The sequence below is a fragment of the Leptolyngbya sp. 7M genome (assembly GCF_018128485.1).
The window spans coordinates 4,992,104-5,008,174 of the sequence record NZ_CP070897.1; the positions used below are offsets into that span (position 1 = coordinate 4,992,104).

23 protein-coding genes and 1 pseudogene are annotated in these 16,071 nt (G+C 50.4%); 10 read left to right on the plus strand and 14 right to left on the minus strand.

From position 1 onward, the window contains the following. The 3 genes and pseudogenes from JVX88_RS25835 to JVX88_RS25845 form a co-directional block, all read right to left on the minus strand. A complete protein-coding gene (locus tag JVX88_RS25835; RefSeq protein WP_211621493.1) occupies positions 1-369 on the minus strand; it encodes a hypothetical protein in 369 nt (122 codons plus the stop codon). Further along, positions 324-816: pseudogene (locus tag JVX88_RS25840) on the minus strand (transposase). The gene JVX88_RS25835 and the pseudogene JVX88_RS25840 overlap by 46 nt, the downstream one beginning before the upstream one ends. A 49-nt stretch (positions 817-865) precedes the next feature. Continuing rightward, entirely contained in the window at positions 866-1,453 is a 588-nt protein-coding gene (locus JVX88_RS25845; protein ID WP_211621494.1) for a DNA methyltransferase, read from the minus strand. 20 nt (positions 1,454-1,473) lie between these two features. On the opposite strand from JVX88_RS25845, the gene JVX88_RS25850 reads away from it, so the two are divergent. From JVX88_RS25850 to nifW, 5 genes are read left to right on the plus strand one after another with little or no spacing between them, the layout of a single operon-like run. Then, positions 1,474-1,950, plus strand: a complete 477-nt coding sequence (locus JVX88_RS25850) for a nitrogenase component 1 (RefSeq protein WP_263975249.1) — start codon at positions 1,474-1,476, stop codon at positions 1,948-1,950. A 23-nt stretch (positions 1,951-1,973) separates the two neighbouring features. Then, on the plus strand, positions 1,974-2,384 hold the full coding sequence (nifX, locus tag JVX88_RS25855) for a nitrogen fixation protein NifX (protein WP_211621495.1): 411 nt from the start codon (positions 1,974-1,976) through the stop codon (positions 2,382-2,384). Next, positions 2,381-2,866 (plus strand): NifX-associated nitrogen fixation protein, encoded by a 486-nt coding sequence (locus tag JVX88_RS25860; protein WP_211621496.1) that lies wholly within the window; start codon positions 2,381-2,383, stop codon positions 2,864-2,866. Before nifX ends, JVX88_RS25860 begins: the two co-directional genes overlap by 4 nt. Before the next feature lie 10 nt (positions 2,867-2,876). Beyond that, the gene (locus JVX88_RS25865) at positions 2,877-3,098 is read left to right on the plus strand and encodes a CCE_0567 family metalloprotein (protein ID WP_211621497.1); all 222 of its coding nucleotides are present in this window, start codon (positions 2,877-2,879) and stop codon (positions 3,096-3,098) included. After that, positions 3,095-3,442 carry a nitrogenase-stabilizing/protective protein NifW gene (gene nifW / locus JVX88_RS25870; RefSeq protein ID WP_211621498.1) on the plus strand — a complete coding sequence of 116 codons (348 nt, stop codon included), beginning with the start codon at positions 3,095-3,097 and terminating at the stop codon, positions 3,440-3,442. The genes JVX88_RS25865 and nifW overlap by 4 nt, the downstream gene beginning before the upstream one ends. A 112-nt stretch (positions 3,443-3,554) precedes the next feature. On the opposite strand, the gene JVX88_RS25875 is transcribed toward nifW, so the two are convergent. Beyond that, positions 3,555-4,472 (minus strand): LysR family transcriptional regulator, encoded by a 918-nt coding sequence (locus JVX88_RS25875; protein WP_211621499.1) that lies wholly within the window; start codon positions 4,470-4,472, stop codon positions 3,555-3,557. 249 nt (positions 4,473-4,721) lie between these two features. Between JVX88_RS25875 and JVX88_RS44415 the strand changes: the two genes are divergently transcribed. Beyond that, the gene (locus tag JVX88_RS44415; protein ID WP_225931729.1) at positions 4,722-5,174 is read left to right on the plus strand and encodes a BadF/BadG/BcrA/BcrD ATPase family protein; all 453 of its coding nucleotides are present in this window, start codon (positions 4,722-4,724) and stop codon (positions 5,172-5,174) included. A 617-nt stretch (positions 5,175-5,791) separates the two neighbouring features. On the opposite strand, the gene JVX88_RS25885 is transcribed toward JVX88_RS44415, so the two are convergent. The 4 genes from JVX88_RS25885 to JVX88_RS25900 all read right to left on the minus strand — a co-directional run bounded on the left by JVX88_RS25885 (position 5,792) and on the right by JVX88_RS25900 (position 7,612). Further along, the gene (locus tag JVX88_RS25885; protein WP_211621501.1) at positions 5,792-6,460 is read right to left on the minus strand and encodes a hypothetical protein; all 669 of its coding nucleotides are present in this window, start codon (positions 6,458-6,460) and stop codon (positions 5,792-5,794) included. 57 nt (positions 6,461-6,517) lie between these two features. Then, complete coding sequence (locus JVX88_RS25890) at positions 6,518-6,823, minus strand: hypothetical protein (RefSeq protein ID WP_211628869.1); 306 nt, start codon at positions 6,821-6,823, stop codon at positions 6,518-6,520. Next, positions 6,781-6,972, minus strand: a complete 192-nt coding sequence (locus JVX88_RS25895) for a hypothetical protein (RefSeq protein ID WP_211629107.1) — start codon at positions 6,970-6,972, stop codon at positions 6,781-6,783. The genes JVX88_RS25890 and JVX88_RS25895 overlap by 43 nt, the downstream gene beginning before the upstream one ends. Positions 6,973-7,072: 100 nt before the next feature. Beyond that, on the minus strand, positions 7,073-7,612 hold the full coding sequence (locus JVX88_RS25900) for a GNAT family N-acetyltransferase (RefSeq protein ID WP_211621502.1): 540 nt from the start codon (positions 7,610-7,612) through the stop codon (positions 7,073-7,075). A gap of 188 nt (positions 7,613-7,800) precedes the next feature. On the opposite strand from JVX88_RS25900, the gene JVX88_RS25905 reads away from it, so the two are divergent. From JVX88_RS25905 to JVX88_RS25915, 3 genes are all read left to right on the plus strand, one after another. Beyond that, positions 7,801-7,983, plus strand: a complete 183-nt coding sequence (locus JVX88_RS25905; protein ID WP_211621503.1) for a PTPA-CTERM sorting domain-containing protein — start codon at positions 7,801-7,803, stop codon at positions 7,981-7,983. A gap of 639 nt (positions 7,984-8,622) precedes the next feature. Continuing rightward, positions 8,623-8,895, plus strand: coding sequence for a glycosyltransferase (locus tag JVX88_RS25910; RefSeq protein ID WP_211621504.1), 273 nt, complete (start codon positions 8,623-8,625; stop codon positions 8,893-8,895). A gap of 173 nt (positions 8,896-9,068) precedes the next feature. Beyond that, on the plus strand, positions 9,069-10,400 hold the full coding sequence (locus JVX88_RS25915; RefSeq protein ID WP_211621505.1) for an ABC transporter transmembrane domain-containing protein: 1,332 nt from the start codon (positions 9,069-9,071) through the stop codon (positions 10,398-10,400). Here the strand turns inward: JVX88_RS25915 and JVX88_RS25920 are convergent. Next, positions 10,375-11,880: a sensor histidine kinase gene (locus JVX88_RS25920; protein WP_317134444.1), complete on the minus strand. Its 1,506-nt coding sequence runs from the start codon at positions 11,878-11,880 to the stop codon at positions 10,375-10,377. The two genes, JVX88_RS25915 and JVX88_RS25920, sit on opposite strands and share 26 nt — an antisense overlap. 182 nt (positions 11,881-12,062) lie before the next feature. Beyond that, positions 12,063-12,245: a hypothetical protein gene (locus JVX88_RS25925; RefSeq protein ID WP_211621506.1), complete on the minus strand. Its 183-nt coding sequence runs from the start codon at positions 12,243-12,245 to the stop codon at positions 12,063-12,065. Positions 12,246-12,751: 506 nt separating this feature from the next. Here JVX88_RS25925 and JVX88_RS25930 point away from each other — a divergent pair. Next, positions 12,752-13,201 carry a DUF29 domain-containing protein gene (locus tag JVX88_RS25930; RefSeq protein ID WP_211621507.1) on the plus strand — a complete coding sequence of 150 codons (450 nt, stop codon included), beginning with the start codon at positions 12,752-12,754 and terminating at the stop codon, positions 13,199-13,201. Between the two features lie 67 nt (positions 13,202-13,268). Here the strand turns inward: JVX88_RS25930 and JVX88_RS25935 are convergent, their stop codons facing one another. The 4 genes from JVX88_RS25935 to JVX88_RS42320 all read right to left on the minus strand — a co-directional run bounded on the left by JVX88_RS25935 (position 13,269) and on the right by JVX88_RS42320 (position 16,071). After that, entirely contained in the window at positions 13,269-13,775 is a 507-nt protein-coding gene (locus JVX88_RS25935; RefSeq protein ID WP_211621508.1) for a hypothetical protein, read from the minus strand. Positions 13,776-13,870: 95 nt separating this feature from the next. Then, positions 13,871-14,086 (minus strand): DUF1995 family protein, encoded by a 216-nt coding sequence (locus JVX88_RS25940; protein ID WP_211621509.1) that lies wholly within the window; start codon positions 14,084-14,086, stop codon positions 13,871-13,873. Between the two features lie 80 nt (positions 14,087-14,166). After that, positions 14,167-14,682, minus strand: a complete 516-nt coding sequence (locus JVX88_RS25945) for a hypothetical protein (protein WP_211621510.1) — start codon at positions 14,680-14,682, stop codon at positions 14,167-14,169. Positions 14,683-14,913: 231 nt separating this feature from the next. After that, entirely contained in the window at positions 14,914-16,071 is a 1,158-nt protein-coding gene (locus JVX88_RS42320; RefSeq protein WP_211621511.1) for an RQC domain-containing protein, read from the minus strand.

Below are 16,071 nucleotides of genomic sequence, written 5' to 3' on the forward strand. Positions count from 1 at the left end.
TCACTCGGCAATGTTCTTCGCAAGACCACGCCCGGCCAGCGTCAGCCGTGCGCCGCTCCGATCGCCCTCGGGTCGCTCGGCAAGGCGAAGTTGAATACATCTCTGCACTAACGGGCCGATCGTTCGAGGGGAGAATCGCTCCGAGGGCTCCATGCGCTCCGCGATGCCTTTGGTAGACACCAGCTCCAACGCACCAAACCCGTCCATGGTCCGCGGCACCAGCGACTGATTCGGGGTCAACGCCGGGCCGACGGCTACGGACGCATCAGCGGGAGACGCCTGGGATTCGTGGGATACGCACGGCTCGCTTTCTCTAAGAGCCTCTAACAGAATAGCGGATCGAGGGTCCTGTAGCAGATCAGGATGCACCCCAGCGTGAGGAAGGCCTGATGGATATCCGCGCGGCGTTCGTGTCGGACTCGAAGCCTGCGGAACTGGTGCAGCCACGCGATCGCGCGCTCCACCACCCAGCGCACACGCCCCAGGCCCTGGCCCAACGCATCCGCGTCCGGCCCGCCGCGCCGCGGCAGCACCGGCTCCACGCCGCCGCGCGAGCAGCGTCTGGTGGATCTTCTGCCACACGCCCTCGCGTTGCCACTCGGCGAGGCGTCGCCAGCACGTCATGCCGCAGCCGCAGCCCATCTCTCGCGGCAGCCGCTCCCACTGGATGCCGGTGAGCAGCACGAAGAGGATGCCCGTCAAACATGCACGATCCGGCACCCTCTTGCGCCCCGGGTACTTGAACCGGCGCGGCTTGACCGGGATGAGCGGCTCGATGATCCCCCACAACGCGTCGTCCAGCAGCGGCTTGGCCATGGCGTGCCTCCTTGCACGACCACCTCACCGCAACGGGCGTGCCATTCTGTTAGAGGCTCTTGAGAGCCTCCTGCTGCCACCACTGCCGCTCGTAGCGGCCCAGGTTGTAGACATCGAAGGCGCGGTAGGGCTTGCCCTCGGCGCTGAGCGAGCGCTGCACCTCGATGAGGCGCTTGCGGGTGGTGTGGATGGCGAAGCGGCCCAGGTCGGCCACGATCCAGCGGCGGCCGAGTTTCTCGGCGACGGCCCCGGTCGTCCCCGAGCCGCAGAAGAAGTCGGCGACGAGGCCGCCGGGCGGCGCAGCCCATGAGACTACCCGGCCCAATAATCCCTCGGGCTTCTGAGTCGCGTACCCTATGCCTAATTCATCCTTCGAGCAATGTCGAAGCGGGCGAACATCCCAATCGTCCCATAGGGTGTCAACGGGCTGATCCTTGTACCACAGACCATCCTCCCCCTTTCGAAGGAAGTACTTGATGTAGATCTTTCCGGTCTCACTGTCGTAGACTCGGCCAACTTTGCGGAGCATCATGATGCTCTCGTCCGTGTAGTCGCCACGAGGTGCCGTGGTGAAGTAGAGCTTCCTGTCTGCATCCCATTTGGCCCCTTTCGGATTTCCTGCTTTGTCAAGTTCCACAGCCTCGCTTCGGTAAGGTGTTGTCCCTCGAAAAAGAGCGCCTTGCCGTGACGAGTATACAAAGATGGATTCCACAACTCTACCTAGCTGACTTGCGGCGGCCTGCCTGCCCAAGTTCGGAGCCCGTCGCCAAATTAGAACCCGATCTGCTGTGGTTAACCGTACATTTTTTGCAAAGCATGGGAGCCGATGTGCGGGCCGCTGTCACAACTACCAAATCACCCCTGCTGGAACAGCTCCCCGTCGAAACCGTAACCATTGGCGATCTAGAAGATTTTGAGCAGCTCGCAGTTGGGTCAGATTTATTGATTGGCAATTCCCATCTAGCAGCAGTCAGTCAGCGGCTCCAGGTTCCGCTCTATCGTCTCGGATTTCCGATTTTCGATCGCCTTGGTAACGGCCAGCGCTGCACCGTCGGTTATCGCGGCGTCATGCAAATGTTGTTTGACCTCGGCAACTTGTTTTTAGAACAGGAGGAAGCACAAACAAAACACTAACTAATATCGAGGAGGAACATCAAATGAAAATTGCCTTCACAACCAGTGACAACATTCACATCAATGCCCACTTTGGTTCAGCTAGAAAGATCGATGTCTATGAAGTCGATCAAGCCGGATACAGCTTTGTAGAAACTCTGCGATTCGACGGCAACCTCAACGAAGATGGCAACGAAGACAAGCTACTGCCCAAAATCGAAGCCCTGCATGATTGCACGATTGTCTATGTTTCAACGATTGGCGGCAGCGCAGCCGCCCGATTGATTAAACAGCGCATTACTCCCATCAAAGCCCAATCAGAAGAACAAGAGATTACCGACATATTAACCAAACTGGTGCAAACCCTGAACAGTAGTCCTCCCCCCTGGCTGAGAAAAGCCCTGCTACAACGTAACCCCAACTTTGATCAAACCGAGGAAGAAGTACCTGTATGACTACAACTCAAACGACCAATCCGGCAACCACTGAACTAGCAACCGAACCAGTAATCAGCCCCTTCCTGAAGGCAATTGTGCAGCAGGTTCGCGCCAATGACCCCTACGGTACCTACCGCAACTGGTCCGATGAACTGTTGCTCAAGCCCTATGTGGTCAGCAAAGCCCAGAAACGCGAAATCTCGGTTGAAGGCGAGGTAGATCCCATCACCAAAGGACGTATCCTGGCCTTTTATCGAGCTATTGCCCACCAGATCGAATCAGAAACCGGCCTATTGTGTCAGGTCGTGATCGACTTGAGCCACGAAGGATTCGGCTGGGCACTCGTGTTCTCTGGCCGTCTGCTGCTAGTGGCCCGCACCCTACGAGATGCCCAACGGTTTGGCTTCGACTCACTCGAAAAGTTAGAAATCGAAGGCGACAGGCTGATTCAAACGGCAGTCGGTTTAGCCAATCGTTTTCCTGAAGTCGGCAAGCTCTAATGGAGGGTTCATGACACAAGCAGCTCAAACGACCAATATCGAGGAGCTTAAAACTCAAATCAAGCGGCTAACCAGCAAAGCTGGACAAATGAAGATGGATCTACATGATCTGGCCGAAGGACTACCCACCGACTACGAACGCTTAGTTGATGCCGCCACCGAGACGTACCAGATTTATCGACAAATTGGTCAACTCAAAACTCAGCTAAAGCAATTGGAGCAGAAAACATGACTGGAACCCTAGCTGAATTTCAGCAATTAGTGAACGCAGAAGACTACCTAGAATTCTTTGGTCTTCCCTACGATCCAAAGTTCGTCAATGTAAATCGCCTGCATATCCTGCAAAAATTCTCCACCTTGATCAAAACCATTGATGCAGAATTCCCAGTTCTGAACGACGCCGAAAAACTAGAACGTTATCAAGCAGCACTTCAGCAAGCCTACAACACCTTCACCACCTCTTCACCCCTAACCGAAAAGCAACGATCTGCTCTATCTGGTCGAGCTTCGCCGCGTTCATCCCGACCGACGCAGGCGTCGCGACCGGTAATCCCTGTCCTGCCGCAAAAACGTTAAACGCACAGACGTAAACGAACAACGCCGAAAGGTGATTAACCCCAGATGCGAACATCATTGATCTGAACAACTTCATAAAACGAACTCGGCAAGCTTGGGTTAAATCCCGACCTCATCTTTTTGCTCTTAGTTCTTTTTCTCTCTCAACGAAGCTTTCCTTACAAAGCCGGGCAAACTCTTTTCCAATTGGCGAGAAGTGGCCGCCGCGAAGCCTTGCCAATCCCTGTTCCCATTTGATCTCTGCCCCTTCGATCATCCAGGAGACCAAACGTCCTTCTCGAATCTCTGGCGCAACAGATTTCACGCCTGCCATCCCGATGCCAAGATTGTGTTCGACCATACGATTTACGGCTTCTTGGCGTGATAGTTCCATTATTATATTCGGTCGGACGTTCGCCGAATTAAAGAATTCATCGATCATCCTTCGTGTGTTTCCGCCTCGTTCGCCTAGGATCAGATCCTCACCAGCTAGGGTTGCGGCGCTTAGAAATTTTTCCTTGGCCAGCGGATGCCTAGGATGTCCAATTGCTACAAGTTCATCTGAAAAGAGAGATTCAGTAGTTATATTCAGGTTCTCTACCGGAAGTGATACAAATGCCATATCGATCTCTCCGTGCATAAGCAGGTCAACCAGCCGTTCACTTGTGCCCGATACAACTCTGATCTCGGCTTTCGGAAAACTTTCTCGGACCCGATCAAGAATTAGAGGGAGTTGGTTCATTGCAAACGTGCCGGAGGCAGTACCTACACGAAGTCGACCATGTTCTGCGCCGGCAACTTCTGCGATCTCTGCCAAAGCAGAATCGTGCTCACGTAATATTCTTCTGGCTCTCTGGAGGAGGTGTTCTCCTGCTTCCGTGAGGATCACCCTCCGTGGCGTTCTCGTAAAAAGAGGTAGGCCTACCTCTTCCTCAAGTTGACGGATCTGCATTGAGATCGCGGCTTGTGTGATATTGACCCGGCGGGCGCCGGCGGTAAAAGTTTTTGTCTCAGCTATTGCAAGAAAAGCTTTTAATTGTCGGATCTCCATAGCACTTGGCCGTCTTCATCTCGGCTCTAAACTTTGCAAGATTGGCATATAGGTCGCACTGAGTAGCACAATGACATCATTTCAATAAACATCACTCTATCTTATTGATCACATAAAATCTACTTTGTTTGATTATATGTCAAGTTTGCAAAACAATTATATCTTGTGAATCGACCTGGTCATCGTTTGAAAAAAGCCAAGAGATCTCGATCGTCGGTGATTCTCTCTCCAAACGAATATTTTCTTGGTGTGGATGGCGGCGGCACAAAAACGCAGGCGCTCTTGATTGACCGCAAGCAACAGCTTATTGGCGAGGGAACCGCCGGGCCGTCTAATCCTCTGCGCGTCGGCGTAGAAACTGCCGTCTCAAACATTCTTAAAGCTGTAAACCAGGCTTGTGATAATGCTGCGATCTCCCGGGCAGACATAGTCAGCGGCACACTGGGACTTGCAGGTGTGAGACGTTCTGACATGAAGCAAAGGGTTCGAGCAAGTTTTCAAGAGCAAAGCAGGATCAAACACACCAATGTTCTTACCGATGCTGAGATCGCTCTCTTCGCCACTACCCTCGGCAAGCCGGGAGTTGTTGTTATCGCAGGCACCGGTTCTGTTTGTTTGGGTATGAGTGGCGAAGGTATGGACAAGCACGGGCTGAGCAGGATTCGTGACATTTATTATCTTGATGGTCTTGACCGAAAGTGAATTCGAATTCTCGATAAGATAGGTCGCTCCATTCTGCTCATGGATCATTATCTCGTGAATAGTGTTATGGCCGCCGCCATTGGTCGAGTTCACTATGCCGAGCATCTGAGGATTTGACGGATTTGTGAGGTCAACGATATGCACGCCGCCAGTGTTGCCGGTGCCGAAATAACCACGGTTTCCAACCACGATCGCTTCGAGAAACTGCAGATTAGCACCCGGGTTATACCACGAACGCAGAACAGGAGCATCCGGATTCGAAATGTCGAATATAAAAACGCCTCGGCAATTGTAGCTGCCCATCACGGCTATATTCCCGTCTGCATAAATATCCGCGTATTTAAGAGAGGAACTGGTTGCGCATCCCGGGTTGATGTTGGCCCGGAGTCGATAGTCTTTTACACCCAAAGCAGTTACCGCCAACATCGCGGTCAATACGAAGACGAGTCCAATTACGCCAAGTTTGTTCATATATGCGTACAATTTGACCTCGTTCCGATAAACCCATTTAGAACGGACGGTCATTTTACTCCCGGGATCAAAAGAAATGGTCAGACCAAAACGCAGAGTATACAGCCAAAAAGAAATTTTGTCGATTACGGGGACTCTTAATGACCCTAAGACGCAACCCGCGAAACTTCTCGGAATGCTAAATTGAAAGTTCCGGGTTCAACCTTTACAAACCGCCGATTTCTATTGAGCGAAACAGCGATAGAGATAGTTGGATTATTGCCTTTGAACTCCATGCCTCCCGCAACCAGAAGATTGTATAGTTCGTTTACGTGAAGCGGATGTCCCGCCTCACGAAGCAGGAGCGTACACGCCTGGGTAATGGTGAGATCCGAGAATCGATGACTGATCGCCTCGATATTACTAGAGCGAGATGGAACTAAGGACCGACCAGCGTCAATATACGCAACATTCCCTATATCCTTAGGCTCATTGGTCAGACCATATCGCTTGGGAACGGTCTTTTTCGGTCTTCGCAATGGCGTATTTCCAAGATCTGTTCCTTGACCAGTTTCGGTGGAAATCCTTGATGGTAATTTGATCTCCGGCGAATTTAGGTCTGGGGCGAGCGCCCGGCTGGTCGATCGCATTGCAAATAGAAGACCGTCGATCGCGGATTCCGTTTGCGAAGCTCCGTTTTCCAACGCTTGTATCTCTTCACGAAGACGTTCGGCTTCGATCTCAACCTCTCGGAGCCGCGAGATCAACCGACTTTGGGCTTTGCGCGTTTCCTGAAGGCTTTTTTCAAGCGTTGTTATAAGATTTGGGTCTAACATTCTGAAATATCGAAGCTTACATTGTCAGTGCGGAAACCTGGTTTGCGTATTTTTGGTTTAGCTTCCCCGATGAACCACATATTCGGGAATCTCACCTAATGCTTGAAGATACTCGGTTTTTGGCAATATTTCAAGACTTTTTCTGGCAGCGTTGGCATATGAGTTGGCGAGCTCGCGGGCTTCGCCTAGAGCCCCCGATCGTAACATCTCTTCGGAAATTTGTTCGCGTTCGCCCACTTTATAGGTCCCGCGAAGCATTATTCTTTCAAAAGTCGATCTCATCGATGGCATTTTTTCGCGGAGAATTATTAGCGGAAGTGTCAATTTACCTTCCAATAGATCCGCACCTGCAGGTTTGCCAATCGCCTTTTCATCGCCAGTAAGATCAAGGACATCATCCGCAAGCCTCGCACAAACCCATCCAGCGCCGCCACAATTTTGTCGGAAAAGCCCACAATGTCCGCCTGAGGTGTACCCGTGTACATCTCAACTTCAAAACCCTTTGTCAGCATTGCGGTTCTCCAGTAAACGATTGAATAAAACTGAATAAAACAGTTGGGTGTCCTTTCATTAGTATCGGGGAAAAGCGGTCGGCTGCATCCTCCTGACGGTTTAGCCTGAATGCTCTACTGGAGTCTCGTTCGGATCAAATTCTAGGCAAGAGATGGTGTAATAGAGCGCTGCTGTCCCGTTGTATTGCATGGTTTTCTCGTACTTCATGCCCAATTTCTGCATCACGCGCTGAGAAGCAATATTGCTGGGTCCGGTGACGGCCACGATTTGCGCAAGTCCTAACGTTTCAAATCCCCACTGCAAAACAGCTCGTCCGGCTTCGGTTGCCAATCCCTGTCGCCAATAGGCTGGATTGAGCGTGTAGGTCAGCTCCACGTCCGGTGTGTCGGCCAAATAATGCAGACCACAGTGACCAATCAACTGCTGATCTTGCTTGTGAATCAGTGCCCAAGCTCCAAATCCATGCCTTTGCCAATGCTGAAGGCGACGAGCGAGCAAGGATGCCGTTTGCTGAAGTGATATGGTTCCAGTTGGGGACATCACTCTTGCCACCTCTGGATGGCTGTAGATCTCACGGTAGAGCTGATCGAGGTCAGCTGGGGTGAACTGCCTGAACAGTAGACGGGGCGTTGACAGCATGGGTGAGCTGCTAGTTAATGGCTACAGCACCTTTATAGCTGCCCTATTTTGAGATCAACTCACTCTCCAACAGTTCTGCAAAATTATGAACTTATAGTAAACACCGAGAACATCCCTAGATTGTTCCGTGTGAAAAAGATAAAAATACCTTTGCCACAGCCGGAACCTATACGCTGGGGTTAGGAGTAGTGGATATTGATCTTTTTTCCGATCCGTCTCTTATACCCGGTGCTGTTAGTTCTGGTTTATTCCTTTCCAATGGCAACATCACGCCTATCCCCACTCCAGCGCTCCTACCCGGTCTGATTGGTATGGGACTTGCAGCCCTGCGGAAGAAAAATCAGGAAGAGAGGGTTGAGCAAGAAGCGTAGGTTTGATTGTTGCGATTTTCCCTGTTGAATAGGTCATAAAATCAGCGGTCAGAGGGCAATGCTCTCTGGCTTTTTCATGCAGTGGGATCAGGCGGCGGCTGAGAGTTACCACCAACCCGCGAGTCAACACTATCTATTACCAACAGTCGATGAAAAGGGCGATGGGGCCAAAGGGGACTCTCGCAACCGATTCTGCGGCTCAAACTCGCACCGCAACCCACTGCGCCGTTGTCAAACTGTGGTGTCTTGCACTAAGAGCACGACTGGGTAGTTAAAGTGCAAAGGAATAAAGCTCTCTAGAAGAAGAGAATTTCTGAAGGAACTAGTATAAAGTAAAGTTTACCTGACGTGAATTTAGATCGGGCAGAAGAATATCGCGATTGATAGCTTCTTTTGCTGGTAGGGTAAGCATTCGTCTTTTTATCATTAATATTGAAAATTTATAAAATATCTCCGAGTTAAAAGTATTCTTCAGGTAAGATTTTCCTATTGCTTGGTCGTAGATCTCGGCATTTTTAGAATTCGAAAAGAGGAAAAGTGAAGGGGAAAGGCGCAGTTAGCCTTTAAATCCTCTATCTCCGGCAGCTTGAGATCTTCATATTGTAGGTATTTTTCAGCTACGATTCGTTGATTGGGCTGATGACGGACGGTATGGCGATGGCAAAACCCGTGCTGGCTACCCGAGTCGGAGATATCCCAACCATTTTGGCCGACACTGGCTACTTAGTTGAACCCGAATCGCCCGACCAGTTGGCTGCCGGAATTCAAGCCATCTTTACCAATCCAGAAGCTGCTGCTGCTAAAGGTCGTCAGGCCAGAGCTAGATGCATTCAGCACTACAGCATTGATGCCATGGCTGTACAAATGGCAGAGGTTTTAGCACAGGTCTATGCCAATCAGAACCGAAATTAAGGAACAGTTGCGTCCATGCGAGTTGCCTCTCCAGGTATGAGAGTGGATCAACTGGATTCGTTATTCGTTATAGCCTTTAACTGCTGTCTTCTGCCTCTTGCCTTCTGACTTCTGTGCATCCATTCAGTTTCACGGGAACCCTACAGTTGGAGTTCTTTAGAGTGAACGCCTCCATGTCTTCTCATCATCTGTTGCTTAATCTAGCCCGACGCTATCCTGGTTTAATTTGCCTCAATATTCTGTTTGGTTTTTCGGGTGCTTTATTTAACGGCATCAGCACAGCGCTAATTATTCCAGTATTGCTGAACTTTCTGGGGCAGCCCGTTGCTACCAAAGGCGCACCGCCAATCATTCAATCCCTATTGACTCCATTTCAAGGCGTGGCAGGCGACTACAATCTGTTGCTAATGACAGCAGCAATTGTGTTGATGATTGTGCTCAAAAACCTAGCGCTGTACTGCAATACATTAGTGGCTGGAGTGTTGAAACGAACAACCGCCAATGACTTGCGAGATCAAGGCTTACGGCTACTGCTAGAAGTCGATATGAGCTATTACGTCACAACCGGAATTGGTGACATCATCAATCGGCTTAACAATGAGATCTCTAGAGCGGCCAGTGCGGTCAGCATTATTACTCGCACGGTTACAATTACAATCACAGCGTTGGTATTTATTGGCATTCTGCTATCGCTTACCTGGCAGCTCACAATTATCTCAACTGGTTTATTAGCAGTGGTTGCATTAGTCAATCAGTACAGCATCATTCGATCCAAACTATTTGGCAAACAGCTCTCTGAAATTTCTAAAAACTATTCCACCAGCGTGCTTGATTTATTATCTGGGATGCGGTTAGTACGTTCTACGGCCAATGAACAACGTGAGTACCAAAAAATTAGACAGCAAATCTTAAATCGAGAACAGGCCGAGTTTAGATCGCAGGCTACATCTGCACTGATTGAGCCTGTCAGCGAAGTAACCGGCATCATTGCGCTGTTATGTATTGTCTTTATCGGTCGGGCCTTTCTAATGGAGCAGGTCGAGTCGTTTTCAGCGATTCTCCTTACCTATTTATTTGTGCTGTTTCGCACCTTGCCGCTGATTGCGATGCTGAATGCAGCCCGGAGCCAACTTGCCAACATTTCACCTAGCCTGGAGATTGCTCAAGACTTTTTGCGCCGGAATAACAAGTCTTTTATGGTGAATGGCTCTATCCCGTTTGAATCGCTTCGTGAAGGTATTCATTTTAAGCAGCTTTTCTTTGCCTATCCAGGTCAACAAAAGCAAGTGTTGAAAGGCGTAGATCTGTACCTGCCGCGTAATACTACCCTAGCGCTGGTTGGTGCATCGGGAGCTGGTAAATCGACGCTGGCTGACCTTCTGCCTCGCTTCTATGACCCCACCGCAGGCTGCATCACCATTGACGGCGAAGATTTGCGCAACCTCGACTTCCGCACTTTACGACGTGCAATGGGCATCGTTAGCCAGGCTCGATCGGCTGAATGATGTCAACTGCATCGAACTGATAGCGCTTATTCGATTCCAGCCGCGACAGATCCAGCACATCGTTAACTAGGCGAGTTAGGCGATCGGTTTCGCGATTGGCCGTTTCTAGAAATTCCCGTTTCTCTGGCTCGCTGAGGCTGTCGCCGTACTCGTGCAGGGTCTCAATGAACGACTTGATGTTAAACAAGGGCGTGCGCAGTTCGTGGGACACATTGCTAATGAACTGGCTTTTGGCTTCATTCAGCTCAACCTCACGGGTGATGTCCTGCACCGTAATCGCAATTCCCTTCACCGTTTCCCGATACTGATCCAACACCGTGGTGAGCAAAATGCGTACCGTGCGGCTGGTCGGTTCTGGAATTGTGATCCGAAATTCGGCTCCGTCTTTGATATCTTCGGGCGGATGTCCAGAGACCAACTGATAGAGCGGGCGGGTCAGCTCGACTTTCACTGCGTCGGGCAAGATGTATAGCACGTTTTCGCCGTTGACTGATTTACCATCCCAGCCAAAAATGTGCTCGGCAGTAGGGTTGGTCAGGATGACGCACATATTGGTATCAAGCAAAACGGCACCGTCGGCAATCGTGGCGACCAGCGTCTCTAGCTTGGCTTTTTCGGCAGTCAGCTCTTCGATATTTTGCTCTTCGTAGCGTTCTAGCCGCTCGGCCATTTCGTTGAAGTTGAGGATCAGCTCGCCCAACTCGCCACCCAGCGGTAGATCAATCCGCTGCTTGAAGTTGCCTGCCGCGATATTTTTCACACCCACCAGCAGTTCTTTGATTGGTTTGGTGATCATCAGGGCATTGAAGACGGCTCCCAGAATCACCATGGCCCAAATCGAGATAAACACCGCAATCGTGACATCCCGCGTCAGATGGGATGAGGTGACGACTGTGGCGTTGGGGTTGATGCCAATTGCCAGCACACCCAGATATTTTCCGTCATGGTTGATCGGCACAAACACATCGGTAACTTCGCCATCGGGAGCCAAATGCTGGCGCACCATCGGCACGTCGGATTTCTCCGAGAAGTTGTCGGGAAGCTGCATGCGTCGCCGGATCGTCAGCGAATTTTGCACCTCCGACTCAGAAAAGGGAATACCCAGAAAAATATCACCCTCTTCGTCGGCATAGAGAATGTAGCGAATGCTCGACGTGCTGCTGTAAAAACTGTGAGAAAATCGGGCCAGTTCAGTACGGTTGTCTTCACTAATCAGGGGAGCCACATTGGCCGCCAGCAGCAGTCCCAGATCACGACCGAAGCGGGTGTCGTTGAGGCGAACGTCCTGCTGGATCGTGTTGACCGCCCAAAAAGTTAAGCCGCTCATGATCAAGGAGACCACCAGCGTGGCAGCCGCCATTAGTCGGGTTTGTAGGGTAAACTCCGACCACCAGCGGGCAATGAGTTCGCGCATTTGGTTCAGCAGAGCTAGCAAAGCAGGTTCAGCACGAGAGGACGTTGAATTACATTCATCTTGCATGAAGTTTTAATATTCTATCAATCTCGTTGCTAGCGTCTATCCTTACAGCAGCTTTGATGGCGAAATCGGCAGATTTACCAAGCCGGTCAAATTCAATCGGGTTCGGTCAGCCGACACCATCAAACGCCTCCACCTCGACGAGGAGCTTAGCAGCAGACCCATTCAACCCAGAGATTAAGAGATTAAAAGAAGGACATGTACTGCAACGCCTGCAGCGCGAATCCAGCTAAGCCGCTCAGCACATTCAGGATATTGCCGCCCCACGCTGACTCTAGCAGAACTAGCACAACAGCCGATTTGGCAAGAGAAACTGATTCCCAAACTCTGGCAAGACCTACAAACCGCCGAGCTAATTCCTGCCCCAACTGCAACCGATGATCCGCTGCAAGTAATTGGCGATTGGACTATACAGCTTCTGGAACTCACAGGTGATCAAACGCCAGAAGCCATTCTAACGATTGAACCCGCTACGACAGATCCACCCCGGACGGTGATCTTTTCTGGCTCATCGATCATCTACAGCGATCTGCATAATCCTGAGCGGTTTTTGGTCGCAATTGTTGAACATACTAATAACAAACAAGAAACATTAATAGTGATGAATGCAGATAAGTTAAATTTACAAAAATGGTCAAGTCAACGGCAGCAATTTGACTAAGATTTCCAGAATGGTTCAAAAGATGGTGCAGAATCGATGAGACAAGGGTTGAACGATTACTAGTAGAGCAGCTGCTGCTGAAGTAGCTTCTTGTTTGCAGGCAGAACGCCTACACTTTAATTTAATTGGGCTGAATCACTTGATTGGCTATGGTCAACTACTTGAAACATTGCTAACTCGTCTTTGGTTTATTTAGTCTGAGGGAGACTCACTATGTCGCTCGAAACCAATCCCCAGTCACTCTACGAAACCGACTATCTACGCTGGATCGAGTCCACGCTAGAAAAACTACGGCAGCGAGACTATGCCCATGTGGACTGGGACAACCTGATCGACGAAATCGAAGACATGAGCAAAAGCGAGCGGCGTGCTTTGAAGAATAATCTGATCATAGTGCTGGTGCATCTGCTCAAATGGCAGTTTCAACCTGAATGCAGAAGCGGCAGTTGGGCGGGCAGCATTGTAGAACATCGGAGACGAGTACAGGACGCACTCGCTGACTCACCTAGCCTTCAGCCCTATCTAGAAAAGATCTTTGCCGAAGCCTATCGGGCTGCCATTAAGCAGGCCAAAGCCGAAACCGGACTACCGCTAGAAACCTTTCCTATCGAGTATCCCTATTCGGTGGCTGAGGTTCTAGAGGACGACTTTTTGCCTGCCTAGTTTTAGCAACACTCCAATATCAGTTTTCAGCCCCTACTTGATATGACTCTTAACTTCTGCCTTCTGATCACTGCTGCAACGACAGCCCCAACCACTCGCTCAAGATTTCCGCTAGCCAATCAGCTTCTCGTTCGGTCAGTCCTTTTAGTTCAAAGGTTTTATGCCGAGTTCGTAACACCACTGCTGGTTCAATAGCGCTAATGAAAGGCTCTCCTGTGGCCTTTTTAGCTTGCACTGTGTGGGACTGAATTCGTTCTAGCCGCACCAACTCGCGCCGAGGGGCAGATCCCAAAAACTCGACTCGCACGCCCAACAGTTCGTGAATCAGAGAAATTTCGTATTGATCGATATAGAGGCGTAATTGTCTCAGTTCTGGGAAGCGATATTCTTGCCAAATCCGACTCAAGGCCGCCAGCAGTTGGTGCCGATAGCCAAACAACAGGAACCAGCCCAAAATCGGCACTTGCAGCAGCAGAGACACGAGAAGCACAATCGGCAGTGTTTTCAGCATCCGCAGCGCCGTTGTGCCAGACAGGTAGCGCACCGCCGTAAAAAAATTGTGTTTGGGCGGCACCACTACCTGAAGTTGGTCGGGGCTAATGCTGAGGGAAATGCAGCTGTTATCAAGCTGACGATGCAGGCCAGCCGGAGCATCAATCTTACAGGCCCTCAGAGCCGTGAGAGCCGCTTGCGCCGAAAGTAGACCCGCAACTGACTACCCAAGTCTTCAAATGCAGGAATGAATTGCTGGGCAATCGGCATCATCTTCAGTTCGGGAAACAGTAGCTCCACCTGTAAGCGGGTATAGCCAGCGTCTAGAGCAGCCTTGGTCGCCACTTTAGCTTGCTCAACGGCTTCTTCCAGGGTTTGAGGGAGATTGGGCATGATAAATCTTAAAAAACTAGAAAAATCAGAGCTTTAGCTAAATTCTTAAATCAATTTCTGTGTCTTTCAGTGGATCGGCATCAGATGGCAGTAGGGTCAATGTAACCTTGCAGGTTCAATGGATTCAGTTGGCGCAAAATTCGGGTCGCTTTGTTAGTGACATTTGGAGCACCGCTGACCACTACAATATATTTACCTTCTTTAAGAAAATTGCGGTACGGTAGTGCGTCACCACTGCCTACACTCAGGCCAATTCCACCACCGACAAAAAAGCTGCCCATCGCGCCAGCCACCGCCCCCAGTAATCCCCCAATCACATGGTTGCCTAAAGTTCCAACCGCCGGAACAAGCTGATATTGGGTGGAGACGTTAAACAGCCATCCACCAATAAATCCAAAGGGAACCAGCCACATGGCCATTAGTTTGGCCTGCTTACGGGCAGGCTTTTTGGGATCGATAAAGCCAAATTCATCGGCAGTTTTATAGCCATCTCCAATGATGCTGACTTGGGACATGGGCATGCCCTCTTGCTCCAGTTGGGAGTAGGCAGCCTCTGCTTCAATTCGATTGGCGAGAACAGCAATCACATAGTTCATACTAACCACTGCATCGGAAACTGCATTTGAAACAGCTAACCGACTCAATATCTAGGCTCAATTTATATTTCCACCATACCAGTTCACGTGCTCCCGCAGGCTCCGCTGTCAGAACTGTGTACTATGCCTAACGCAGGGGTTTCTTAGCAGTGGACAAGAGACCCCGCCTTCTATTTGTCATTCCCACACAAACGCAGTTTAATTCAACGCTCAAAACTCAACACTCACAGCTTAAATCTCCTCCTGCTCTTGGCAAAACTTGCGAATCGTTTCCACAAAGCGAGGACCATAGCGAGCCAGCTTGTGGCTACCCACCCCAGAAATTTGCGAGAAGTCATCGATAGTTTGGGGCTGAAGTTGGGCCATCAGGCGCAGGCTAGAGTCAGCGAATACTACATAGGGCGGCACAGCCTGTTCGTCAGCAATCTGCTTGCGCAGCTTACGCAGCAGGTCGAATAGCATTTCGGCATTGGCTTTGGCTTCGGTAGACGCGCTTTGGACTACGGTTGGACGGTTGGGTAAGGAGATGTACACCGTTCGCTGCTTGCGCAAAACTTCCCAACTCAATGCGTTTAGCTTCAGGACTGAATACCCATCAGTGGTTTCATCCATCAACCCCTGATGCAGCAGGGAGCGTCCCAGCGTACGCCATTCATCTGCTGTGTGGTCTTTACCAATCCCGTAGGTGGAAAGCTGGTCATGCCGATTGGCGAGAATCCGCTTTTCTTTAGAACCGCGCAGCACCTCAATAATGTAGGTCATGCCATAGCGCTCTTTGCAGCGAGCCACACAAGACAAAAACTTCTGAGCTTCGATTGTCCAATCTTGCAGGGAGCGGGGTTGCAGACAGTTATCGCAGTTGCCGCAGTTGCCAGCAAACCGTTCGCCAAAATAGCCCAACTGAATCGTGCGGCGGCACTCAATTCCTTCTGCGTAGTCGATCACCTGGCGTAACTGCTGACGGGCAATTTGGATGGCAAACCGCCCCAAGTAACACATGAGCCACCTGCGCCCCAACCGCTCGGCAACTGCCCCGGTGGTGCCACTGCCACAAAAGAAATCGGCAACCAGATCGCCTTCATTGGAAGAAGCTTGGATGATTCGTTCTAAAAGGGTTTCGGGTTTTTGGGTGTTATAGCCAAGTTTTTCGTGTGACCAACCCCGAACCATACTAATATCATCCCACCAAGTTCCTACCTGAACTCCTTTGGATTGATCTAAATATTTCTTCTCCATTGGCACAGTGCCAGGTTTTGTTTGTACAACCAAACCATCATCAATCAATTTTTGCATTCGCTCTTTTGAGTAGCGCCATGCCCTAGTTACACCCATTACTTCATAAATTGGATTACCTTTAGCTGCTCCCCCAGGACCAAGCATATTTTCCAT

Excerpts from the sequence above, each read along its gene's own strand:
- JVX88_RS25875 (WP_211621499.1), bottom strand. The coding sequence starts at position 4,472 with ATGGAGATCCGACAATTAAAAGCTTTTCTTGCAATAGCTGAGACAAAA.
- JVX88_RS25900 (WP_211621502.1), bottom strand. The coding sequence starts at position 7,612 with ATGCTGTCAACGCCCCGTCTACTGTTCAGGCAGTTCACCCCAGCTGAC.
- JVX88_RS25895 (WP_211629107.1), bottom strand. The coding sequence starts at position 6,972 with ATGCTGACAAAGGGTTTTGAAGTTGAGATGTACACGGGTACACCTCAG.
- JVX88_RS25910 (WP_211621504.1), top strand. The coding sequence starts at position 8,623 with ATGACGGACGGTATGGCGATGGCAAAACCCGTGCTGGCTACCCGAGTC.
- JVX88_RS25885 (WP_211621501.1), bottom strand. The coding sequence starts at position 6,460 with ATGTTAGACCCAAATCTTATAACAACGCTTGAAAAAAGCCTTCAGGAA.
- JVX88_RS25940 (WP_211621509.1), bottom strand. The coding sequence starts at position 14,086 with ATGCCCAATCTCCCTCAAACCCTGGAAGAAGCCGTTGAGCAAGCTAAA.
- JVX88_RS25865 (WP_211621497.1), top strand. The coding sequence starts at position 2,877 with ATGACACAAGCAGCTCAAACGACCAATATCGAGGAGCTTAAAACTCAA.
- nifX (WP_211621495.1), top strand. The coding sequence starts at position 1,974 with ATGAAAATTGCCTTCACAACCAGTGACAACATTCACATCAATGCCCAC.
- JVX88_RS25860 (WP_211621496.1), top strand. The coding sequence starts at position 2,381 with ATGACTACAACTCAAACGACCAATCCGGCAACCACTGAACTAGCAACC.
- nifW (WP_211621498.1), top strand. The coding sequence starts at position 3,095 with ATGACTGGAACCCTAGCTGAATTTCAGCAATTAGTGAACGCAGAAGAC.
- JVX88_RS25920 (WP_317134444.1), bottom strand. The coding sequence starts at position 11,880 with ATGCAAGATGAATGTAATTCAACGTCCTCTCGTGCTGAACCTGCTTTG.
- JVX88_RS25915 (WP_211621505.1), top strand. The coding sequence starts at position 9,069 with ATGTCTTCTCATCATCTGTTGCTTAATCTAGCCCGACGCTATCCTGGT.
- JVX88_RS42320 (WP_211621511.1), bottom strand. The coding sequence starts at position 16,071 with ATGGAAAATATGCTTGGTCCTGGGGGAGCAGCTAAAGGTAATCCAATT.
- JVX88_RS25945 (WP_211621510.1), bottom strand. The coding sequence starts at position 14,682 with ATGAACTATGTGATTGCTGTTCTCGCCAATCGAATTGAAGCAGAGGCT.
- JVX88_RS25930 (WP_211621507.1), top strand. The coding sequence starts at position 12,752 with ATGTCGCTCGAAACCAATCCCCAGTCACTCTACGAAACCGACTATCTA.